Raw genomic sequence first — 16,438 nt, forward strand, 5'->3', positions numbered from 1 at the left:
GGCTTACGCGGCCAGACATCACTTGGATGCACTCAAACACCAAAAACCGGCTGAAGCTTTCGGGCGAACCAGCCCGGAAAACGCAACGGCTTCTCGAGCGCACTGACGCAAATGCAGGCTGGGCCGGGCGCGGTGACCGGCTGATGCTCTATCTCCGAGTCCAGATCAGCGGCATCACCCGCCTGGAAGTATCCCAACGCATCGTGGTAGGCGCCCTGCAATATTTGGGTGAGCTCTCCGGCTTGATGGCCATGCACAGGCATACGCTTGCCCGGCGCAATTCGCAGCAGTAGCAATACGACGCCACTGGGACCTACTACGCGTACGTAGTGCGCGCCCGAGCCCATCCAACGCCACTTAAGCGCGCTGAAGGTCTTGCCGAAGTAGGGCTGAAGCACCTCGGGCATCGCATCTTCATCCGATCGGTCAGCTCGATGCACCGCCGGCGCGGCTACTGTGTGGGCCTCATCCAAGGCTCGCAGCATCGTCTCGCGCAATATCGATGCTTTGCCTTCGGACCACGTCGGTAATTGCCTTTCAACCAAGGCACCGCCGATTCGTTCAGCATCGAGCAGCTTTGCGCGGCAATGCCCGCATGCGCTGAAATGCAAAGACGCAATCGCTGCCGTTTCCGGCGGTAACGCACCTGCCGCATAACTGACCAAGGTGGTCGCGTCGAGATGGTGACGCGGCGTCATGATTTCCCTCCGATGCTGTTCTGCAGACTCAAGAACGCCCGACGCACATGCGATTTCACCGTCCCCAACGGCATGCCCATCTCATCGGCGATTTCCTGATGGCTCTTGGCCTCGAAATAGGACATTCGGATCAAACGTGCTTGTATCGGCGACAAGGCATCAATGCGTTGATGCAAAGCGAGATTGTCGGTATAGGCTTCGGCGCGATCGGGCGCGGGATCGCACTCAGTGTCTATTGCGGCTGCGCTAACGTAGGAGAGTCCCTGTTCTTTACGGCACTTGTCGAAAAAGAGGTTTCTCGCAACGCGAAACAGCCAGGTGCTAAGCGCGCCACGTGCCGCATCGTATTGCGCCGCCTGCTGCCACAACTTCAGCAACGCATCTTGTGCTATCTCCTCCGCCGTCGCGTTGGGTGCACCCAAGCCTCGCAAATAGAGACACAGACGGGGCATGAAAAACGCGTAAATCCGCATGAACGCATCTCGATCGCGGATCGTCGCCACTTGTTTCATGTCAGACGACCAATCGGGCACGCTTTTCTCGGTGATGGCGAATGGATTCATCGCGAGGACCCTGCGGGACGTCCTCCCTGAGTTCGGACTGATCATTGGCATCCTACAGTGCGCCGGGGAATACAGTGTTTATACGAACAAAGGCGGCGATTGGATTCAGAGGGGCGTCGGAAGTCTGATCAGGTTGGCGCGCCCGGAGGGATTCGAACCCCCGACCAATGGCTTCGGAAGCCACTACTCTATCCGGCTGAGCTACGGGCGCGTGCCGAGTCCGCCGTAGCGGAGCCGCTATTGTAGCGGCTCTCCCCGCCAGCTGCGGCATTACTGCCCGGTCATTCGGGGCAAACGCTCAGTCCTTGCGGCAATCCGGATCACGGCGAAATTTGTCCAACCAGCCGTCGCGCTGTGCGCAGCGGGCTTTACGCGCCTCCTCGGCGTTGTGCGCCGCCCGTGCATTGGCGGCCTGTTGGGCTTTGTCTTGCCGCGCTTTCTGCATCGCAGCCAGTTTGGCGCGAATCTGCGGCAATGCCGCTTGTGCTGCACGTTCGCCTTCAAGAATGGCTTTGTTCCTGAGTTCGAAATCCGCCGCGCCGATGTCATTGACCCTCGGCCGGATCACAATATCGGCACGTGCCAACTCTTGCGCGCCGAGTTTCTGACCCATGATTTTGAGGCTTTGTTGGACGTTGCCCATCATGCTGCTGGCCGACGCGATGCCATCGGCCTTGCTGCTGATATCCACCGCGATGACGAAATCGGCGCCCAGTTCGCGTGCGGCATCGACCGGCACCGGGCTGACCACGCCGCCATCCACGTAATGTGCTTTGCCGATGGCCACGGCTTCAAAGACACCCGGGATGGAACTCGACGCGCGCACCGCCTGGCCGGTATTGCCACGAACGAAGACCGTCCGGCGACCATCGGCAAGATTGGTTGCCACCGCGGCGAACGGCTTGCGCAGCTTTTCAATACTGCGACCGCCTACCAAACGATTCACGTAGTCCTGCAACTTCTGCCCTTTCACAAGACCGCCGGAGAACAAGCTGACGTCGCGAATGCTGGATTCATCCAACGCAAACGCTTTTTCCTGCATCGCATACGCGTCCATGCCACTGGCGTAAAGCGCGCCGACCACACTGCCCGCGCTGGTGCCGGCAACAGCCACCGGAGTGATGCCGTTGGCTTCCAAAATCTTGATCACGCCGATGTGCGCAAAGCCTTTGGCTGCGCCGCCGCCCAGCGCGATACCGACTTTCACCGGTGCCACCTTCACCGTTGCTGCGCGTACGGTCACATCGGCTGGCGGTGCGCCGGCGCAAGCAGCGAGGACAGTGGAAAAGAAGGCGGCAGTCAAGAACTTGCGCATCAGACGTCGTTGGTTAAATTGAAGTGCATAGCTTAAGTCGAACCGGATGAATCGAGGCACCCGCATAGGCTAGGATGCAGTCAACCTGACAATGGAAAAGAGCGAAATGCGTATTTCGTGTGCACTTGCCTTGACGATGGCCTTCCTTACGGCAAACGCATGGGCCGGTACGCCGTTGCCCGATGGTCCACATGTCGTCACTAGTGGGCGCGCGACATCTTCCGCACGCGCGGACATCGCCGATTTGAGCGTCACTGCCGCGTTCACCGACGAGACCGGGATTCGCGCCAAAGAACGTACTGATGCCGCAGTCGCTTTGCTTCTCGCATCATTAAAGCGAATGAATGTCTCGGATTCTGATATTTCCGCGTCAACGCTGGCAGTACGCGAGGACTTTACTTATGAGAACGGCAAGATGACCAAGCGCGGCATCGTGGCCAGTCGTTCGGTGAAGTTCAAATTGCGCGACGTTTCCAAGATAGATGCGGTCATGAACGCGGTGCTGGATGCGGGCGTTTCGCGAATTGAAGACCCGAAATTCACATCGAGCAGCGCTGATGCAATTCGTAGCGCTTTGCGCGCCGAGGCGTCACAGAAAGCCCATGCGAGTGCTACGGTATTGGCAGCCGGTTTCAATGCCGCGCTTGGAAAGGTTTACAGCATCAATAGCGTCCAAAGCACGTCCTACGCACAGTACGCGCCCTCTCCCAACGCCGGTTACATGAACGCCATCACGGTCAATGCATCGAAACCGTTGTCGGGTCCTTCTGTGTACTTGGTGCCTGAGCTGGTGTTTGAAGAATCCATCAATGTCGTCTACTCCATCCAACCCTGATCAGGAAGATTGAAGCAATACCAAATGCTCTCGCCAAAGAGAGGTGGCCGTCGCAGATGAGACCTATCCGACATGCCCTAGCATCCGTCTTGATACTCGGCGCACTAAGCGCTTGCTCGACATTGCAAGCCCCCAACCCTCTGACCACTTGGCGCCCTTCGCCCAACTTCGACCATCGCAATCCGCAACTAATCGTGCTGCATCTGACCGCCCAGCACGGCGTCGACGAGAGCCTGAAAACGTTGACCGATGCGCAGGCCGCGTCGCCGGTCAGCGCACATTATTTGATTGGTCGCGACGGACGCCGCTTCCAACTGGTCGCCGATCTGGACCGCGCTTGGCACGCCGGCGGCGGGCGGTGGGGTCAGATCAGAGACTTGAACGACGCCTCTTTGGGCATCGAACTCGATAACGACGGCACGGCCGCGTTCACCGAAGCACAAATCCAATCGTTGCTGATCCTGCTGCAGGACCTGACAAGCCGCCACCGGATTCCGAAAACCCAAGTCATAGCTCACGCGGATCTCGCGCCCTCACGACGCACCGATCCGGGTCCGCAGTTTCCTTGGCAACAGTTGTTCGAAGCCGGGTTCGGTCAGTGGCCGCTCGCCACACCACCGGCACCGGAAGGATTCGATGGTTGGTTGGCCATGCAAGCGGTGGGCTACGACATTCGCCGACCGGCCGCGGCCTTGCGCGCATTCCGCATCCATTTCCGCGGGCGTGATGACGGCGAAACCTTGACGCCCGAATTCGATGCGCGAGACTTGGCCATCTTGCATGCCTTGGTCATGCAAGCGCGTTGATCGATCCGCTCGGCCGACCTGCGTAAACTTTGCCGATGAACTCACCTTTGCCCCCCAATTGGCTGGAAGAAAATCGACCCGCCTTGGAGCGCCTCAAGATCAAGGCGGGCGCGTATATCCGTCTGATGCGTGCTGATAAGCCGATCGGCTGGTTGCTGTTGTTGTGGCCGACATGGTGGGGTTTGTGGCTCGCCGCCAAGGGGGTTCCGGCGTGGAAACCGCTGATCGTGTTCACCTTGGGGGTTTGGCTCACCCGTGCGGCGGGTTGCGTGATCAACGACTACGCCGACCGTTGGCTCGATCCTCATGTGGCGCGCACCAAAGACCGACCACTGGCCACGGGTGAGGTATCGGGCCGCGAGGCCTTGCTGTTGTTCGCCGGTTTGATGCTTGTTGCTTTCGGCCTGGTGCTCACCCAAAACCGCCTCACCATCTGGATGAGCGTGGTCGGCGTGGTTCTGGCTGCCAGCTATCCCTATTTGAAGCGCTACACCTACTTTCCGCAGGTATATCTCGGCATGGCATTCGGCTGGGGCATCCCGATGGCCTTTGCCGCGGTTCAAGGCAGCGTCCCCCCGGTGGCCTGGCTGCTCTACATCGCCAATATTCTCTGGTCGACCGCCTACGACACTTGGTACGCCATGGTCGACCGCGAAGACGATCTGCGCATGGGTTCGAAATCCACGGCCATCTTGTTCGGCGACGCCGACCTCGTCGCCCAATCGGTGATTTATGCGGTGATGTTTGCCAGCCTCGTGTTGGTCGGGCTGCGCGAATCGCTGGGCCACGGGTATTTCGTCGGCCTTGGCATCGCGGCCTTACTGGTGGCGTGGGAATTCCATCATGCGAAGTCACGCGCGCGTGACGCTTGTTTCAAGGCATTCCGGCATAACAACTGGGTCGGGCTGGCGATCTTCGCGGGTATCGCGGCGGATTTCGCTTTGCGGACATCGGCCTGAGTCCTCAGGGCACCCGAGCGCAGACCCACGCATCCACACGCGCGACGCCGGCGTCTTTGAGGGTCCAGGCCGCTTCTTGCAAGGTCGCACCGGTGGTCATGACGTCATCCACCAAGGCGACATGACGCGGCAGTGACGCGCCCGCTCGCACTTCGAATGCATCCGCCATGTTGGCCGTGCGTGCCTCCAAGCCGAGCTCGGATTGGGCGAGGGTTTGCTTGCGCCGACGCAGCAGGCGTGACTGGAGAGGTAAGCCCATCTGCACCGCCAATGGCCGCGCCAGCTCGACGGCTTGGTTGTAACCCCGCGCACGCAGCCGGGGTGTATGCAGCGGAACCGGTATCAGGCAACTCGGGCGCGGCGCCGACGCCAAGCCCTCCGCCATCAAACTGGCCATCAAATCGCCAAGGGCCAGATCGCCATGGAACTTGAGTCGGGGCAACCAAGCGTCCAGCGGCGCCATATATAGGAAAGCGGCAAACACGCCGTCCAACCACGAAGGCAGCAGTTCGCAGGCGCAGACCGCCTGCCCCGGCGCATGCGGCAATGCGCACCTCGGGCAGGCGTCCGGCATCCAAGGCAGGTCTCCAGCGCAGGTCGCACACAGATCCAAACCCATTGCGCCGGGCGCTTCGCAGAGGTGGCAGCGCCGCGGCCAAACCGCATCTGCCACGAAACTGAGGCAATTTCGCAGGTGGTTCCGGGCCGAATTCAGCGGCGCAAGGTTGACAGTCCGTGACATGCTTTTCAGACTGGCAGATTGCCAGCACTTCCCCCATCGGATTTCGAACATGTCTGTTGTCAGTCTTCGCCCCGCCATTCGCCACGATTGGTCCCGTCAGGAAGTGGAGGCCTTGTTCGATTTGCCTTTCCCAGTGCTGATGGCACGCGCGGCCGCGGTGCATGCCCAATATTTCAATCCGACGGAAGTACAGGTCAGCACGCTGCTGTCGGTGAAGACCGGGGGTTGCCCCGAAGACTGCGGTTACTGCCCGCAGGCGGCGCGCTACCACACTGGCGTCGAAGCGACCAAATTGATGCCGACCGATGCTGTGCTGGAGAAGGCACGACAAGCGAAAGCCGCCGGGGCCAGCCGCTTTTGCATGGGCGCCGCCTGGCGCTCACCGAAGGATCGCGACATCCCGAAGGTCGCCGAAATGATTCGTGAGGTGAAAGCCCTCGGTCTCGAAACCTGTGCAACGCTCGGCATGTTGTCCGAAACGCAGGCCGTGGCATTGCGCGCGGCGGGCCTTGACTACTACAACCACAACTTGGATTCGGCGCCGGATTTCTACGGCGACATCATCACCACACGCGAGTACCAGGATCGCTTGGACACGCTGAGCCACGTTCGCGACGCCGGCATGAAAACCTGCAGCGGCGGCATCGTCGGCATGGGCGAATCGCGCGCGCAACGCGCGGGTTTGCTGCACGCGTTGGCCACGCTGCCCGCGCATCCGGATTCGGTGCCGATCAATCGCTTGGTGCAAGTGGCCGGTACGCCCTTGGCCGACGCCAAGACCACCGAACTCGACCCGTTTGAATTCGTACGCACGGTGGCGGTCGCGCGCATCATGATGCCGGCCTCGATGGTTCGTCTTTCGGCAGGCCGCGAAACCATGAACGACGAGCTGCAAGCTTTGTGCTTTCTTGCCGGCGCCAATTCGATTTTCCATGGCGAAAAACTGCTGACCACCGGCAACCCCGACGTCGGTGCCGATGAACGATTGTTTGCGCGCTTAGGCCTGCGCCCGATGCCCTTTGACGCCGCGGCGGAAGGTAGCTGTAGCACAACGGTCCACGCAGACATCATGGGGGCCGACGAGGCACGCGCATGAATCGTCCGCGATTGCTCGATCGCATCGCCGCGGCGCAGAGCGCCCGCGAAGAAAAACACCGTGTTCGCCGCCGCCGTGCCGTCAGCAAACGCGACGGTATGCGTTATGAAGTCGACGGTCAGTCCTTGCTGTGCTTTTGCAGCAATGACTATCTCGGCTTGGCACAGCATTTCGTGGTCAGCACCGCCTTCCAGGATGCCGCATCCAAATTGGGCACTGGTGCCGGTGCATCGCATTTGGTCTGCGGACATTTTGAAGAACACGATGCGCTTGAACGGGAAATGGCCGAATGGCTCGGTTATCCGTCAGCCCTGTTGTTTTCCAGCGGCTATCAAGCCAACTTGGCGGTCGCCCAAGCCTTCCTCGGTGAAGGGGATCTCTCGGTCCAAGATCGCCTGAATCACGCCAGCCTGATGGATGCGGCACGCTTGTCCGGCGCGTCATTGCGTCGCTACCCGCACAACGATGCCGAGGGTGCCTTGCGCCAGCTGCGCAGCAATGCGTCCGGGGCTGCGATGGTGGTCACCGACGGCGTTTTCAGCATGGATGGCGATGTCGCGCCGGTTCGTGCCTTGGCGTTGATCGCACGTGTGCAACACGCCACGTTGGTGGTGGACGATGCGCACGGCGTCGGCCTGCTGGGGACCGACGGCCGCGGCACGGTGGCGGCGGCGGGCTTGGGGCCCAACGAAGTGCCCTTGCAAGTGGTGACCCTGGGCAAAGCCTTGGGTGGCGAAGGCGCATTGGTGTTGGCCGATCGGGCCTACATCGAACATCTCAAACAACACGCACGCCCTTATATCTACACTACCGCCAGTTCGCCGGCCGCTGCGGCCGCCACGCGCGCCGCACTGCGACTGGCGCAACGCGAAGCTTGGCGTCGCGAACGCGTGTTTGCCAACCTGGCGCGTTTCAGGGAAGGCATGCAGCGTGTGGGCTTCGAACTGCCGGAGTCGGCATCCGCGATTCAATCCGTGCCTTGCGGTGCGGATGAGATCGCGATCGCCATGTCGGCGGCTTTGGAAGCGCAGGGTTTCTGGGTGAGCGCGATTCGACCGCCGACGGTGCCGGAGAACGGCGCACGTTTGCGCGTCACGCTGAGTGCGTTGCATTCCGAAGCGGACATCGATGGCCTGGTGGCCGCCATGGCTTGGGCGCGCGACGCCGTCAACACGGGTTTTCGCGCGGAATGAATCTGTCTGCCACCGCGCTCCGGCGCAATGCGCTGGTCGCGGTCGCGCTGGCCTTGGCGTCGGCGTTTTTTTTCACCTTCACCTATGTCTTCAATCGTGTCGCCGCACAGGAAGCCGGACACTGGGCGTGGATCGCGAGCCTACGCTACCTGTTGACCCTGCCGATGTTGCTGCCGCTGATGCGAGGTGGCAATGCGGTGGCGCCGGTACTTACTGCGGTGCGCCACCGACCTTGGGCATGGCTGAAGTGCAGCGCGATTTGTTTTGTGGCGTTCTACCTGTTCTTGGCCTACGCCTCCGATAGCGGACCGGCCTGGTTGATTGCGGGCAGTTTTCAATTCACGGTTGTCGCCGGCATGTTGTGCGCACCGTTTATTTACAACGACGCGCGTGCGCGCATACCGCGCGCCGCGATGGCAGTCGCCTGCCTGATATTGGTCGGCGTCTTCCTGATGCAATGGAGTCATGCGAACGGCACCATGACCGCCGCCGCTTGGTTCGCGATGCTTTGCGTGTTGATTTCGGCCGTGCTGTATCCGCTCGGCAACCGTCTGCTGCTGTTGCACCTTGAACGCACCGGCGAATCACTCAATGCCGTGCAACGCGTTTTTGGTATGAGCTTGGTCGGCTTTCCGATTTGGCTGTGTGTGGCTGGCTATGCCTATTGGCAATCAGGTTGGCCAGGTTGGCATCAGGTCGCGCTCGGTGCCGGCGTTGCCTTGTTTTCCGGCGTGATCGCCACAATTTTGTTTTTCTCGGCCACCGGTCGCGTCCGCCGGCAACCGGTGGCACTCGCCGCCGCCGAGGCCATGCAAGCCGCCGAACTCGTGTTCGCTGCCGCCATGGGCGCGCTTTTTCTGCGGGATGCGTTGCCCGCGCCGTTGGCCATGGTCGGTGGCGTGTTTGTCGTGATCGGCATTGTGTGGATGGCGGTGCTGGCTTCACGCGACACCACCGGAGTGAATTGAAAGATGACTTCATTGCAGGTTGAGTTTTTTGACAGTCCGTCAGCGAGCAGCGATTTGGTGTTGTTGCACGGCTGGGCGATGCATGGCGGCATTTTCGCCACCTTGATTGAGCGTTTGAAGCCGCACTACCGCGTGCATTGCGTCGATCTACCCGGTCACGGATTGAACCGCGAGAGCGCCCTCCCGCTCGAGCTGTCGGCTTGTGTAGACGCCATCGCGGATGTGGTACCGCGCGATGCGACGTGGTGCGGCTGGTCGCTTGGCGGTCTGGTCGCATTGCACGCTGCGCAGTCGGGCGTTGCCATGCAACGTTTGGTGATGTTGTGTGCGAGTCCCTGCTTTGTGAAACAAGCGGATTGGCGCTACGGCGTGTCGCCGGAAATTTTTCATGACTTCGCCCACGGCTTGCGTACCGATTGGCATGCCACGCTGGATCGCTTCATTGCGCTCGAAGCCTTCGGTTCGGACAATGCGCGCGAAGAGTTGCGCACCTTGCGCGACCAAGTCCTTGCACGTGGCGCGCCCAACCCCGCCGTGCTCGCGGACGGCCTCGATGTGTTGAAGCAGACCGATTTGCGCGCGACCTTGCCCGCACTGCAGGTGCCGACCACTTGGATTGCGGGTCGTCGTGATCGCTTGGTGGACCCGCGTGCCATGCAGGAAGCGGCCGCCCTGTGTGCCCAGGCAGACGTCACCGTGATCGAGCACGCCGGTCACGCACCGTTCCTCACCCACGGCGACGCCGTCGTTACCGCGATGACCGCCCGCACTGCATGAACGACAACCGGGACATCTTCGACCGCGCCCGCGTCCGCCGCAATTTCGGCGCGGCCGCAGAACGCTACGCCGGACATTCGGCACTGCAACGCGAAATCGAATTCCGTTTGATGGAATCCCTCGCGCACTATTCGCTCAAGCACGGCGAAGATGCGCGCCCGCAGCGCATTCTGGATGTCGGCAGCGGCCCGGCCACCGCTGCACATGCATTGCGCAGTTGGGCACCCAAAGCCGATATCTTCGCAGTCGATGCCGCGCTGCCGATGCTGAAAGCCGCCGAAGCCAACACCCGCGGGCAATGGTTGCGCCGACGCAGGGTCGAGCGGGTTTGTGCCGACTTGCGCGCCTTGCCGTTCGCCGACGCCAGTGTGGATTTGTTATTCAGCAATCTCGCCCTGCAATGGGTGGAAGACTTGCCCGCCGCCTTCGCCGAGTTCCGACGCGTCCTCGCCCCGAAGGGTTTGTTATTGATTTCGACCTTCGGCGAACAAACCTTGGCTGAACTGCGGGAAGCGTTTGCCATGGCGGATGACGCGCCGCATGTGAGCCCGTTCACCGCCATCGCACCATTCGGTGATGCCTTGATGGCTGCCGGTTTCGCCGAGCCGGTGCTTGATCGCGATTTGCTGTTCGAATATCAGCCTGATTTGCGCGGCGTAATGCTGTCTTTGAAAGCGATCGGAGCAACCAATGCTCTGCATGCGCGCCGGCACAGTCTCAGTGGCAAAGCTCGCTTCAGGCGTGCCGACGCGGCGCACGTGCGCACGGAAGACGGGCAGCTGCCGGTGCGCTGGGAAGCCATTTATGCCCAAGCTTGGGCGCCCGAGCCCGGCACACCCATGCGCGACGGTTTCGGCGAAATCGCCGCGATGCCGATCGATCGAATTCCGATTCGCCGCAAGCGCTGAATACTGGGCAACGCCCTGATTCATGAACAGCTGACCGCCATTCGGCCTCCGGTGCTGGCAATGCGGTGGTGGGGACCCCATCCTTGAGGTGTTCCAACAGGGGTATAGACATGAAATCGAATCTTGCATGGGTGGGCGCGGCCGTCTTGGTCTTGTCCGGCTGCGTGGCGTATGACGACGGCTACCGAACCACCGGCCGCGTCGGTGACGGATACGGCACCTACAACGGTCAACGGGTCTATGACCAATCCCGCACACGGATTGTCGAAGACCGCGCCGGCAATATTTATCGTGTGTATCCCGACGGCACCTCGGTGCTGATCAGCCGCGGCGGCTATAACAACTATCCGTATGGCTACGGCGGCTACTCCTCCGGCTACCCGTATGGTTACGGCGGCTATAACAACACGCCGGCCTACGGCGGCTACGGTGCTTACGGCAGCTATGGCAGCTACCCCGGCGGCGTTTACGTCGGTCCGCCGCGTGTGTATCCGGTCCCGCGACCGGGCCATGGCTATCCGACCCGACCCAACCCCGGACAACCGCTTCCGAATGCCGGAACGCCGCCCTCTCCGCCTGTGGTCGGCAGCTTGCCGCCACCGCCGGTGTTCACGCCGCGCACCGAGGCAGCCGGCGCGGGTGTGGAGCGTGCCGAGGCGCGACGGGAATCCCATAAGGGTCGCGAACTGCGGGGAACGGAACCCTGAATCCGCTTGAAGGTGAATGCTTGCGCGGGACCGTAAAAGGGTCCATCCTTCTTCCGTGACCTCCAGCGTCGATTTCTGACCAGTAGGGTCAATCTCTATGCTGGTTTCCGGTTTTGGCATCCGGATCCCCCCTGTTCCGTCCAGGCCGGAGCCAGCACCCTATAAAAAATGAGGGCCAAGTGTCCCCCGACACTTGGCCCTCTGCTTCCCCTTCACGCACGTCACCGACCCCTGTTCCAAGTTCGGTATGCGCCGTGAAGCGCTGTCGTTTAGGGTGCATGGGATAATCAGCATGAAGCGTGCCAACAGTAAAACAACTGCGGGGCATGTGTTTCAGAATTTTTCTAGGCGCGGTTGGCATGAGCACTCGTCCTTCTTTTTACAACTTCGAAGTCATCGTCATCGGCGGTGGTCATAGCGGCACTGAAGCCGCGTTGGCTGCGGCGCGTGCGGGTGCGCGCACCTTGTTGTTGACGCACAACATCGAAACCGTGGGCGCAATGAGTTGCAATCCGGCCATCGGCGGCATCGGCAAAGGGCACCTGGTCAAAGAGATCGATGCACTGGGCGGCATCATGGCGCGCGCCGCCGACGCAGCGGGTATTCAATGGCGCACTTTGAATGCGTCCAAGGGTCCTGCGGTGCGCGCAACGCGTTGCCAAGCCGATCGCGCACGCTATCGCCAATTCATTCGCAGCGCGGTGGAAGCCGCCCCCAACCTCACCGTGTTTCAAGCGGCGGTGGATGATATTGAAATCATCGGCGGTCGTGTCCGCGCCGCGATCACGCAAACCGGTTTGCGTTTCGAAGCACCGTCCATCGTGTTGACGGCCGGCACGTTCTTGGCCGGAAAGATCCACATCGGCGAAACGCAATATGCCGCGGGACGCATGGGTGATCCGCCGTCGAGTGCATTGGCCGCGCGTTTGCGCGAAGGTGCGTTCATGGTCGACCGTTTGAAGACGGGCACCCCTCCGCGCATCGACGGCCGCAGCCTCGACTATTCGGTGATGCAGGAACAACCCGGCGACTCACCGCGCCCGGTGTTTTCGTTCATGGGCAGTCTCGACGACCATCCGCCGCAGGTCTCGTGTTGGATCACGCAAACCACCGAGCGTACCCACGAGATTATCCGCAACGCTTTGCATCGTTCTCCGATGTATTCGGGTCAAATCGAGGGCATCGGTCCGCGTTACTGTCCGAGCATCGAGGACAAGGTTGTGCGTTTTGCGGAAAAGGCGTCGCACCAGATTTTTGTCGAGCCGGAAGGGCTGGACGTCGCGGAAATCTATCCGAACGGCATCAGCACCTCACTGCCCTTCGATGTGCAACTTGAACTGGTGCGCAGCATCATCGGTTTCGAGAACGCGCATATCACGCGGCCCGGTTATGCCATCGAATACGACTATTTCGATCCGCGCGGTCTGAAGACTTCGCTGGAAACCAAGGCAGTGGAAGGTTTGTATTTCGCCGGCCAGATCAACGGCACCACCGGTTACGAAGAAGCTGCCGCACAAGGCTTGCTGGCCGGCTTGAACGCCGCCCGCGCCGTGCAAGGCCAACCGGCCTGGAGTCCGCGCCGCGACGAAGCCTACCTCGGTGTGATGGTGGATGATTTGATCACCCAAGGCACGCTCGAGCCCTACCGCATGTTCACCAGCCGGGCGGAATACCGTCTGCAGCTGCGCGAAGACAATGCCGATGCGCGTCTGACCCCGGTCGGTCGCGACATGGGCTTGGTGGATGACGCGCGTTGGGCGGCTTTCTGCGAAAAACGCGAGGCCGTCGATCAAGAAACGCGCCGACTGCAGTCGCTCTGGGCAGCGCCTAACAACTCGCTTGGTATGGCGTTGAAGCGCGATCTCGATCTCGAAATCAGCCGGGAAACCAACGGCTGCGATCTGCTGCGCCGACCGGAGATGCGCTACACGGCATTGATGGGCGTGCCCGAGTTCGGACCCGGCCTGCAGGATCCCGTCGCCGCGGAACAGGTGGAAATCGAAACCAAATATGCCGGCTACCTTGATCGCCAACGCGAAGAGATCGCACGCGCAGAGCGCAACAACAACACGCTGATTCCTAACGGCTTCGACTATCGCGAAGTGCGGGGATTGTCTTCGGAAGTCCTGCAGAAACTCGAGAAAGTACGCCCGGAATCGGTCGGGCAAGCACAGCGGATTCCCGGCATGACCCCGGCTGCAATCTCACTGCTGCTGGTGCACCTCACGCGCGCACGGCGCGCGCAAGCTGCCTGACACCTCAACGCTGCGCCAAGGCGATTTGTGCGTTGACGCGTTGGGTCATCCACTCACCCAGATAGCGATCGGCACGGATCCCCGCCCGTGCTTTCTCGGCCATGGCTGCCGCTCCCGCTCGATCGCCGGCCAAGGCCAAGGCTTCGGTCGCATTGCCGTACAGCTCCGCCGCATCGTGCAAGAAGGGATAGGGCTTGACCAGCGCGAGGGCCTTCGCGACTTCCGCGCGCGCCGTGACGGCGTCAGTGGCCGCCAAACTGCGAGCGAGTGTCAGGCGAAGACCGGCTTCGAGTGAGGCTATGTCGTAGGTTTCGACTGGCAGGTCATAGTCGAGTCCGCGCTGTGCATACGCGCGGGCTTTTTCCGCGTCGCCGCCCAGCCAAGCATGCTTGGCCATCCGCACGCACCAGTGCCGCCAAGTGAGCGCCTGTTCTTCATAAAGCTTGGGGATTGCCGTCTCCACCAGCTTCATCTGCGCATCGAAGTCGGCGTTTCGTCCTTGCGTTTGATAAAGATCGGCCAACGCGAAACGCATGCTCACGCGATTGGTACCCAAGGGATCGAAGCGCGGCACACTGGCGATCTGCAGCGAGCGTTTGAACGCAGCTTCCGCTTCCGCTTGTCGTGCTTTGTCGTACTTCAACAACCCGCCCAATTGGTTTTGAACGGTCATTTCAAGTGCGGTGTTCTGCATCTTGTGTTTTTGGATGTAGGCGTTGGAGAATGCGCGAATCCGCATCGCCTCGTCGTTCTTGTTCACCCGCATCAGACTGTAGGTGTAGGTGCGTGCGACTTCCAGCGTGCGTGTGTTGTCCAAGCCGTAGCGGTCACGGGTGCGCTCGAACAACTCGCGCGCACGTGCCTCCCCCTGTTGCAATAGACCGAACTTGTTCAGCACCACGATTTCGTAGTTGGCGATTTGCCGATAGTCTTCGAACAAACCTTCTTCCAAAGGTTGTTCCAAGGTTTGGATGCGTTGCCGGATGCGCGCGAAATACTTCAAGGCGCGCGGATCCGACTTGTCAGACAGAATGCGCGCGCGGATGCCGTCGCGTTTGACGCCTAGCCGCGGTTGCATGGCGTTCAAACGATCGATCACCGGATCGACTTGGTTGACAATGCGCTCCGCCTCTTCGGCGTGGCTCGTGGCAATGAAAGATTCGGCAATGTCCAACAACAGGATCAGTTTGGAATCCAAAGGATCCTTGCTGTCGGGTCGCAGGCGCGCCAGGCTCTGGTCGATCATCTGGCGCACCGTGATGCCGTGCCCGCCATCGTTCATCAACGCATGCGTAAGCATTTGTTGGAAAGCCTCTTCCACCGCCGCCGTGATTTGTTCGTTGCTGCGCGCGGCGTCACGCGCGACTTCGGCGATGGCCTGGGCGCGACGCGCTTGCTTGGCCTGCCACAGGGTCGCCGCCACACCGCCGGCGATCGCCACCACCAACAACGCCGCGGCACCGACACCCCAGCGATTCCGCTTGATGAAGCGTGACGCACGATAGGTCAAGGTGGGCTCGCGCACCTTGACCGGACGGCCATCCAACCAAGCGCGCAAATCATCCGCAAACGCATCCGCCGACGGATAGCGATCACGCGGATTGCGGGCAATGGCATGGGTCACGATGGCATTGAGATCGCCGCTCACTTGCGCGATGAGTTGGCCGATGGCGGTGCCACGTGCGCGCGCCACCGAATCGCCGCCCATCTCGACCGCGCGCGGCAAGCGCTGCGGATTTTGTTCCAACGCCGTGAGTTGGGTCAGCAAACTGGTGCCCGAGGTCACGCCGTAGGCATTGCGTCCGGCGAGCAAGTCATACAACAGCATGCCGAGCTGATAAATGTCCGACGCCGTGCCGACCGGCTCATTGTTCAACTGTTCGGGGGAAGCGAATTCCGGCGTGAAGACACGATCGTGTGTTTTGGTGTGTTCGGCTTCGTCCTCGATCAACTTCGCCACACCGAAGTCGAGCAACTTCACATGCCCCTTGTCATCAACCAACACGTTGCCGGGCTTCAAGTCACGGTGGATGATCAAGGATCGATGGGCTTCCGCGACCGCTCCAAGCACTTGCAAGAACAACACCACGCGCTTGCGGATATCGACCTTGCGCGCATCGCACCAATGATCGATGCGCTGGCCGTCGACCAATTCCATGGCGAACCACGGCGTGTCTCCTTCCAAGCCGCCATCCACAAGGCTGGCAATATTTTCATGGCGCAATCGGGCCAGAATTTGCCGCTCACGCATGAAGCGTTGGCGCGCGGCCTGGGTATCCAAGCCGACTCGAATGCGTTTCAGCGCGGCGATCTGAACATAGTCACCGGCGTTGCGCTCAACGCGATAGACCGCACCCATGCCGCCGTGCCCGACCACGTCGACGACTTTCCAAGGACCGAATTGATCCGGCGTGTTGGGACTGCTGCGTGACAAGCCCAGCATTTCACGCAACTCGGCGCGGATTTCCGGTTCGTCAGCGCATTCCCGCGCCAACGCGCTTTCACGGAGGCTTTCCGGCAAATCGCTCAGGACTTCAAACAAGGTCGACACACGTCGCCGACGTGTGAACGTGCCGCGATCGTCGTTGGACGGCGGACTTCCTCCCGGGCCGGATT

15 protein-coding genes and 1 tRNA gene are annotated in these 16,438 nt (G+C 61.1%); 10 read left to right on the forward strand and 6 right to left on the reverse strand.

Annotated features, from left to right (window positions below; genetic code table 11):
• Positions 1–32 precede the first annotated feature (32 nt).
• From H8L67_RS00560 to H8L67_RS00575, 4 genes are all read right to left on the reverse strand, one after another.
• Positions 33–698: a ChrR family anti-sigma-E factor gene (locus H8L67_RS00560; protein WP_220379869.1), complete on the reverse strand. Its 666-nt coding sequence runs from the start codon at positions 696–698 to the stop codon at positions 33–35.
• On the reverse strand, positions 695–1,261 hold the full coding sequence (locus H8L67_RS00565) for a sigma-70 family RNA polymerase sigma factor (protein WP_255555978.1): 567 nt from the start codon (positions 1,259–1,261) through the stop codon (positions 695–697). The genes H8L67_RS00560 and H8L67_RS00565 overlap by 4 nt, the downstream gene beginning before the upstream one ends.
• A gap of 134 nt (positions 1,262–1,395) precedes the next feature.
• Positions 1,396–1,472: transfer RNA gene (locus H8L67_RS00570), tRNA-Arg, on the reverse strand.
• A gap of 87 nt (positions 1,473–1,559) precedes the next feature.
• Positions 1,560–2,576 carry a patatin-like phospholipase family protein gene (locus H8L67_RS00575; protein WP_220379871.1) on the reverse strand — a complete coding sequence of 339 codons (1,017 nt, stop codon included), beginning with the start codon at positions 2,574–2,576 and terminating at the stop codon, positions 1,560–1,562.
• Between the two features lie 91 nt (positions 2,577–2,667).
• Between H8L67_RS00575 and H8L67_RS00580 the strand changes: the two genes are divergently transcribed.
• From H8L67_RS00580 to ubiA, 3 genes are read left to right on the forward strand one after another with little or no spacing between them, the layout of a single operon-like run.
• On the forward strand, positions 2,668–3,411 hold the full coding sequence (locus H8L67_RS00580; RefSeq protein WP_220379872.1) for an SIMPL domain-containing protein: 744 nt from the start codon (positions 2,668–2,670) through the stop codon (positions 3,409–3,411).
• A gap of 56 nt (positions 3,412–3,467) precedes the next feature.
• A complete protein-coding gene (locus tag H8L67_RS00585) occupies positions 3,468–4,217 on the forward strand; it encodes an N-acetylmuramoyl-L-alanine amidase (RefSeq protein ID WP_220379873.1) in 750 nt (249 codons plus the stop codon).
• Between the two features lie 35 nt (positions 4,218–4,252).
• A complete protein-coding gene (ubiA, locus tag H8L67_RS00590) occupies positions 4,253–5,176 on the forward strand; it encodes a 4-hydroxybenzoate octaprenyltransferase (RefSeq protein WP_220379874.1) in 924 nt (307 codons plus the stop codon).
• Positions 5,177–5,180: 4 nt separating this feature from the next.
• Here the strand turns inward: ubiA and H8L67_RS00595 are convergent, their stop codons facing one another.
• Positions 5,181–5,918 carry a ComF family protein gene (locus H8L67_RS00595; protein ID WP_220379875.1) on the reverse strand — a complete coding sequence of 246 codons (738 nt, stop codon included), beginning with the start codon at positions 5,916–5,918 and terminating at the stop codon, positions 5,181–5,183.
• Positions 5,919–5,967: 49 nt separating this feature from the next.
• Here H8L67_RS00595 and bioB point away from each other — a divergent pair, with 49 nt between their 5' ends.
• The 7 genes from bioB (at position 5,968) to mnmG (ending at position 13,822) form a co-directional block, all read left to right on the forward strand.
• Complete coding sequence (gene bioB, locus H8L67_RS00600) at positions 5,968–7,014, forward strand: biotin synthase BioB (RefSeq protein ID WP_220379876.1); 1,047 nt, start codon at positions 5,968–5,970, stop codon at positions 7,012–7,014.
• Positions 7,011–8,207, forward strand: a complete 1,197-nt coding sequence (bioF, locus tag H8L67_RS00605; protein ID WP_220379877.1) for an 8-amino-7-oxononanoate synthase — start codon at positions 7,011–7,013, stop codon at positions 8,205–8,207. The genes bioB and bioF overlap by 4 nt, the downstream gene beginning before the upstream one ends.
• A complete protein-coding gene (locus H8L67_RS00610; protein WP_220379878.1) occupies positions 8,204–9,175 on the forward strand; it encodes a multidrug resistance efflux transporter family protein in 972 nt (323 codons plus the stop codon). The genes bioF and H8L67_RS00610 overlap by 4 nt, the downstream gene beginning before the upstream one ends.
• A gap of 3 nt (positions 9,176–9,178) precedes the next feature.
• A complete protein-coding gene (bioH, locus tag H8L67_RS00615) occupies positions 9,179–9,952 on the forward strand; it encodes a pimeloyl-ACP methyl ester esterase BioH (RefSeq protein ID WP_220379879.1) in 774 nt (257 codons plus the stop codon).
• A complete protein-coding gene (locus tag H8L67_RS00620) occupies positions 9,949–10,860 on the forward strand; it encodes a methyltransferase domain-containing protein (RefSeq protein ID WP_220379880.1) in 912 nt (303 codons plus the stop codon). The genes bioH and H8L67_RS00620 overlap by 4 nt, the downstream gene beginning before the upstream one ends.
• Positions 10,861–10,970: 110 nt before the next feature.
• Positions 10,971–11,567: a hypothetical protein gene (locus H8L67_RS00625; RefSeq protein WP_220379881.1), complete on the forward strand. Its 597-nt coding sequence runs from the start codon at positions 10,971–10,973 to the stop codon at positions 11,565–11,567.
• Positions 11,568–11,926: 359 nt separating this feature from the next.
• A complete protein-coding gene (gene mnmG, locus H8L67_RS00630) occupies positions 11,927–13,822 on the forward strand; it encodes a tRNA uridine-5-carboxymethylaminomethyl(34) synthesis enzyme MnmG (RefSeq protein ID WP_220379882.1) in 1,896 nt (631 codons plus the stop codon).
• A 4-nt stretch (positions 13,823–13,826) separates the two neighbouring features.
• Here the strand turns inward: mnmG and H8L67_RS00635 are convergent, their stop codons facing one another.
• Entirely contained in the window at positions 13,827–16,373 is a 2,547-nt protein-coding gene (locus H8L67_RS00635; RefSeq protein ID WP_220379883.1) for a serine/threonine protein kinase, read from the reverse strand.
• Between the last annotated feature and the right edge of the window lie 65 nt (positions 16,374–16,438).

Origin of the sequence: Lysobacter soyae (genome assembly GCF_019551435.1) — a bacterium.
GTDB lineage: Bacteria > Pseudomonadota > Gammaproteobacteria > Xanthomonadales > Xanthomonadaceae > Solilutibacter > Solilutibacter soyae.

Bases quoted from the DNA above. Each gene is read 5' to 3' on its own strand.
- H8L67_RS00585 (WP_220379873.1), top strand. From the start codon at position 3,468: ATGAGACCTATCCGACATGCCCTAGCATCCGTCTTGATACTCGGCGCA.
- H8L67_RS00620 (WP_220379880.1), top strand. From the start codon at position 9,949: ATGAACGACAACCGGGACATCTTCGACCGCGCCCGCGTCCGCCGCAAT.
- H8L67_RS00565 (WP_255555978.1), bottom strand. From the start codon at position 1,261: ATGAATCCATTCGCCATCACCGAGAAAAGCGTGCCCGATTGGTCGTCT.
- H8L67_RS00575 (WP_220379871.1), bottom strand. From the start codon at position 2,576: ATGCGCAAGTTCTTGACTGCCGCCTTCTTTTCCACTGTCCTCGCTGCT.
- H8L67_RS00580 (WP_220379872.1), top strand. From the start codon at position 2,668: ATGGAAAAGAGCGAAATGCGTATTTCGTGTGCACTTGCCTTGACGATG.
- bioF (WP_220379877.1), top strand. From the start codon at position 7,011: ATGAATCGTCCGCGATTGCTCGATCGCATCGCCGCGGCGCAGAGCGCC.
- bioB (WP_220379876.1), top strand. From the start codon at position 5,968: ATGTCTGTTGTCAGTCTTCGCCCCGCCATTCGCCACGATTGGTCCCGT.
- H8L67_RS00595 (WP_220379875.1), bottom strand. From the start codon at position 5,918: ATGTCACGGACTGTCAACCTTGCGCCGCTGAATTCGGCCCGGAACCAC.
- mnmG (WP_220379882.1), top strand. From the start codon at position 11,927: ATGAGCACTCGTCCTTCTTTTTACAACTTCGAAGTCATCGTCATCGGC.
- H8L67_RS00560 (WP_220379869.1), bottom strand. From the start codon at position 698: ATGACGCCGCGTCACCATCTCGACGCGACCACCTTGGTCAGTTATGCG.
- H8L67_RS00610 (WP_220379878.1), top strand. From the start codon at position 8,204: ATGAATCTGTCTGCCACCGCGCTCCGGCGCAATGCGCTGGTCGCGGTC.
- bioH (WP_220379879.1), top strand. From the start codon at position 9,179: ATGACTTCATTGCAGGTTGAGTTTTTTGACAGTCCGTCAGCGAGCAGC.
- H8L67_RS00625 (WP_220379881.1), top strand. From the start codon at position 10,971: ATGAAATCGAATCTTGCATGGGTGGGCGCGGCCGTCTTGGTCTTGTCC.
- ubiA (WP_220379874.1), top strand. From the start codon at position 4,253: ATGAACTCACCTTTGCCCCCCAATTGGCTGGAAGAAAATCGACCCGCC.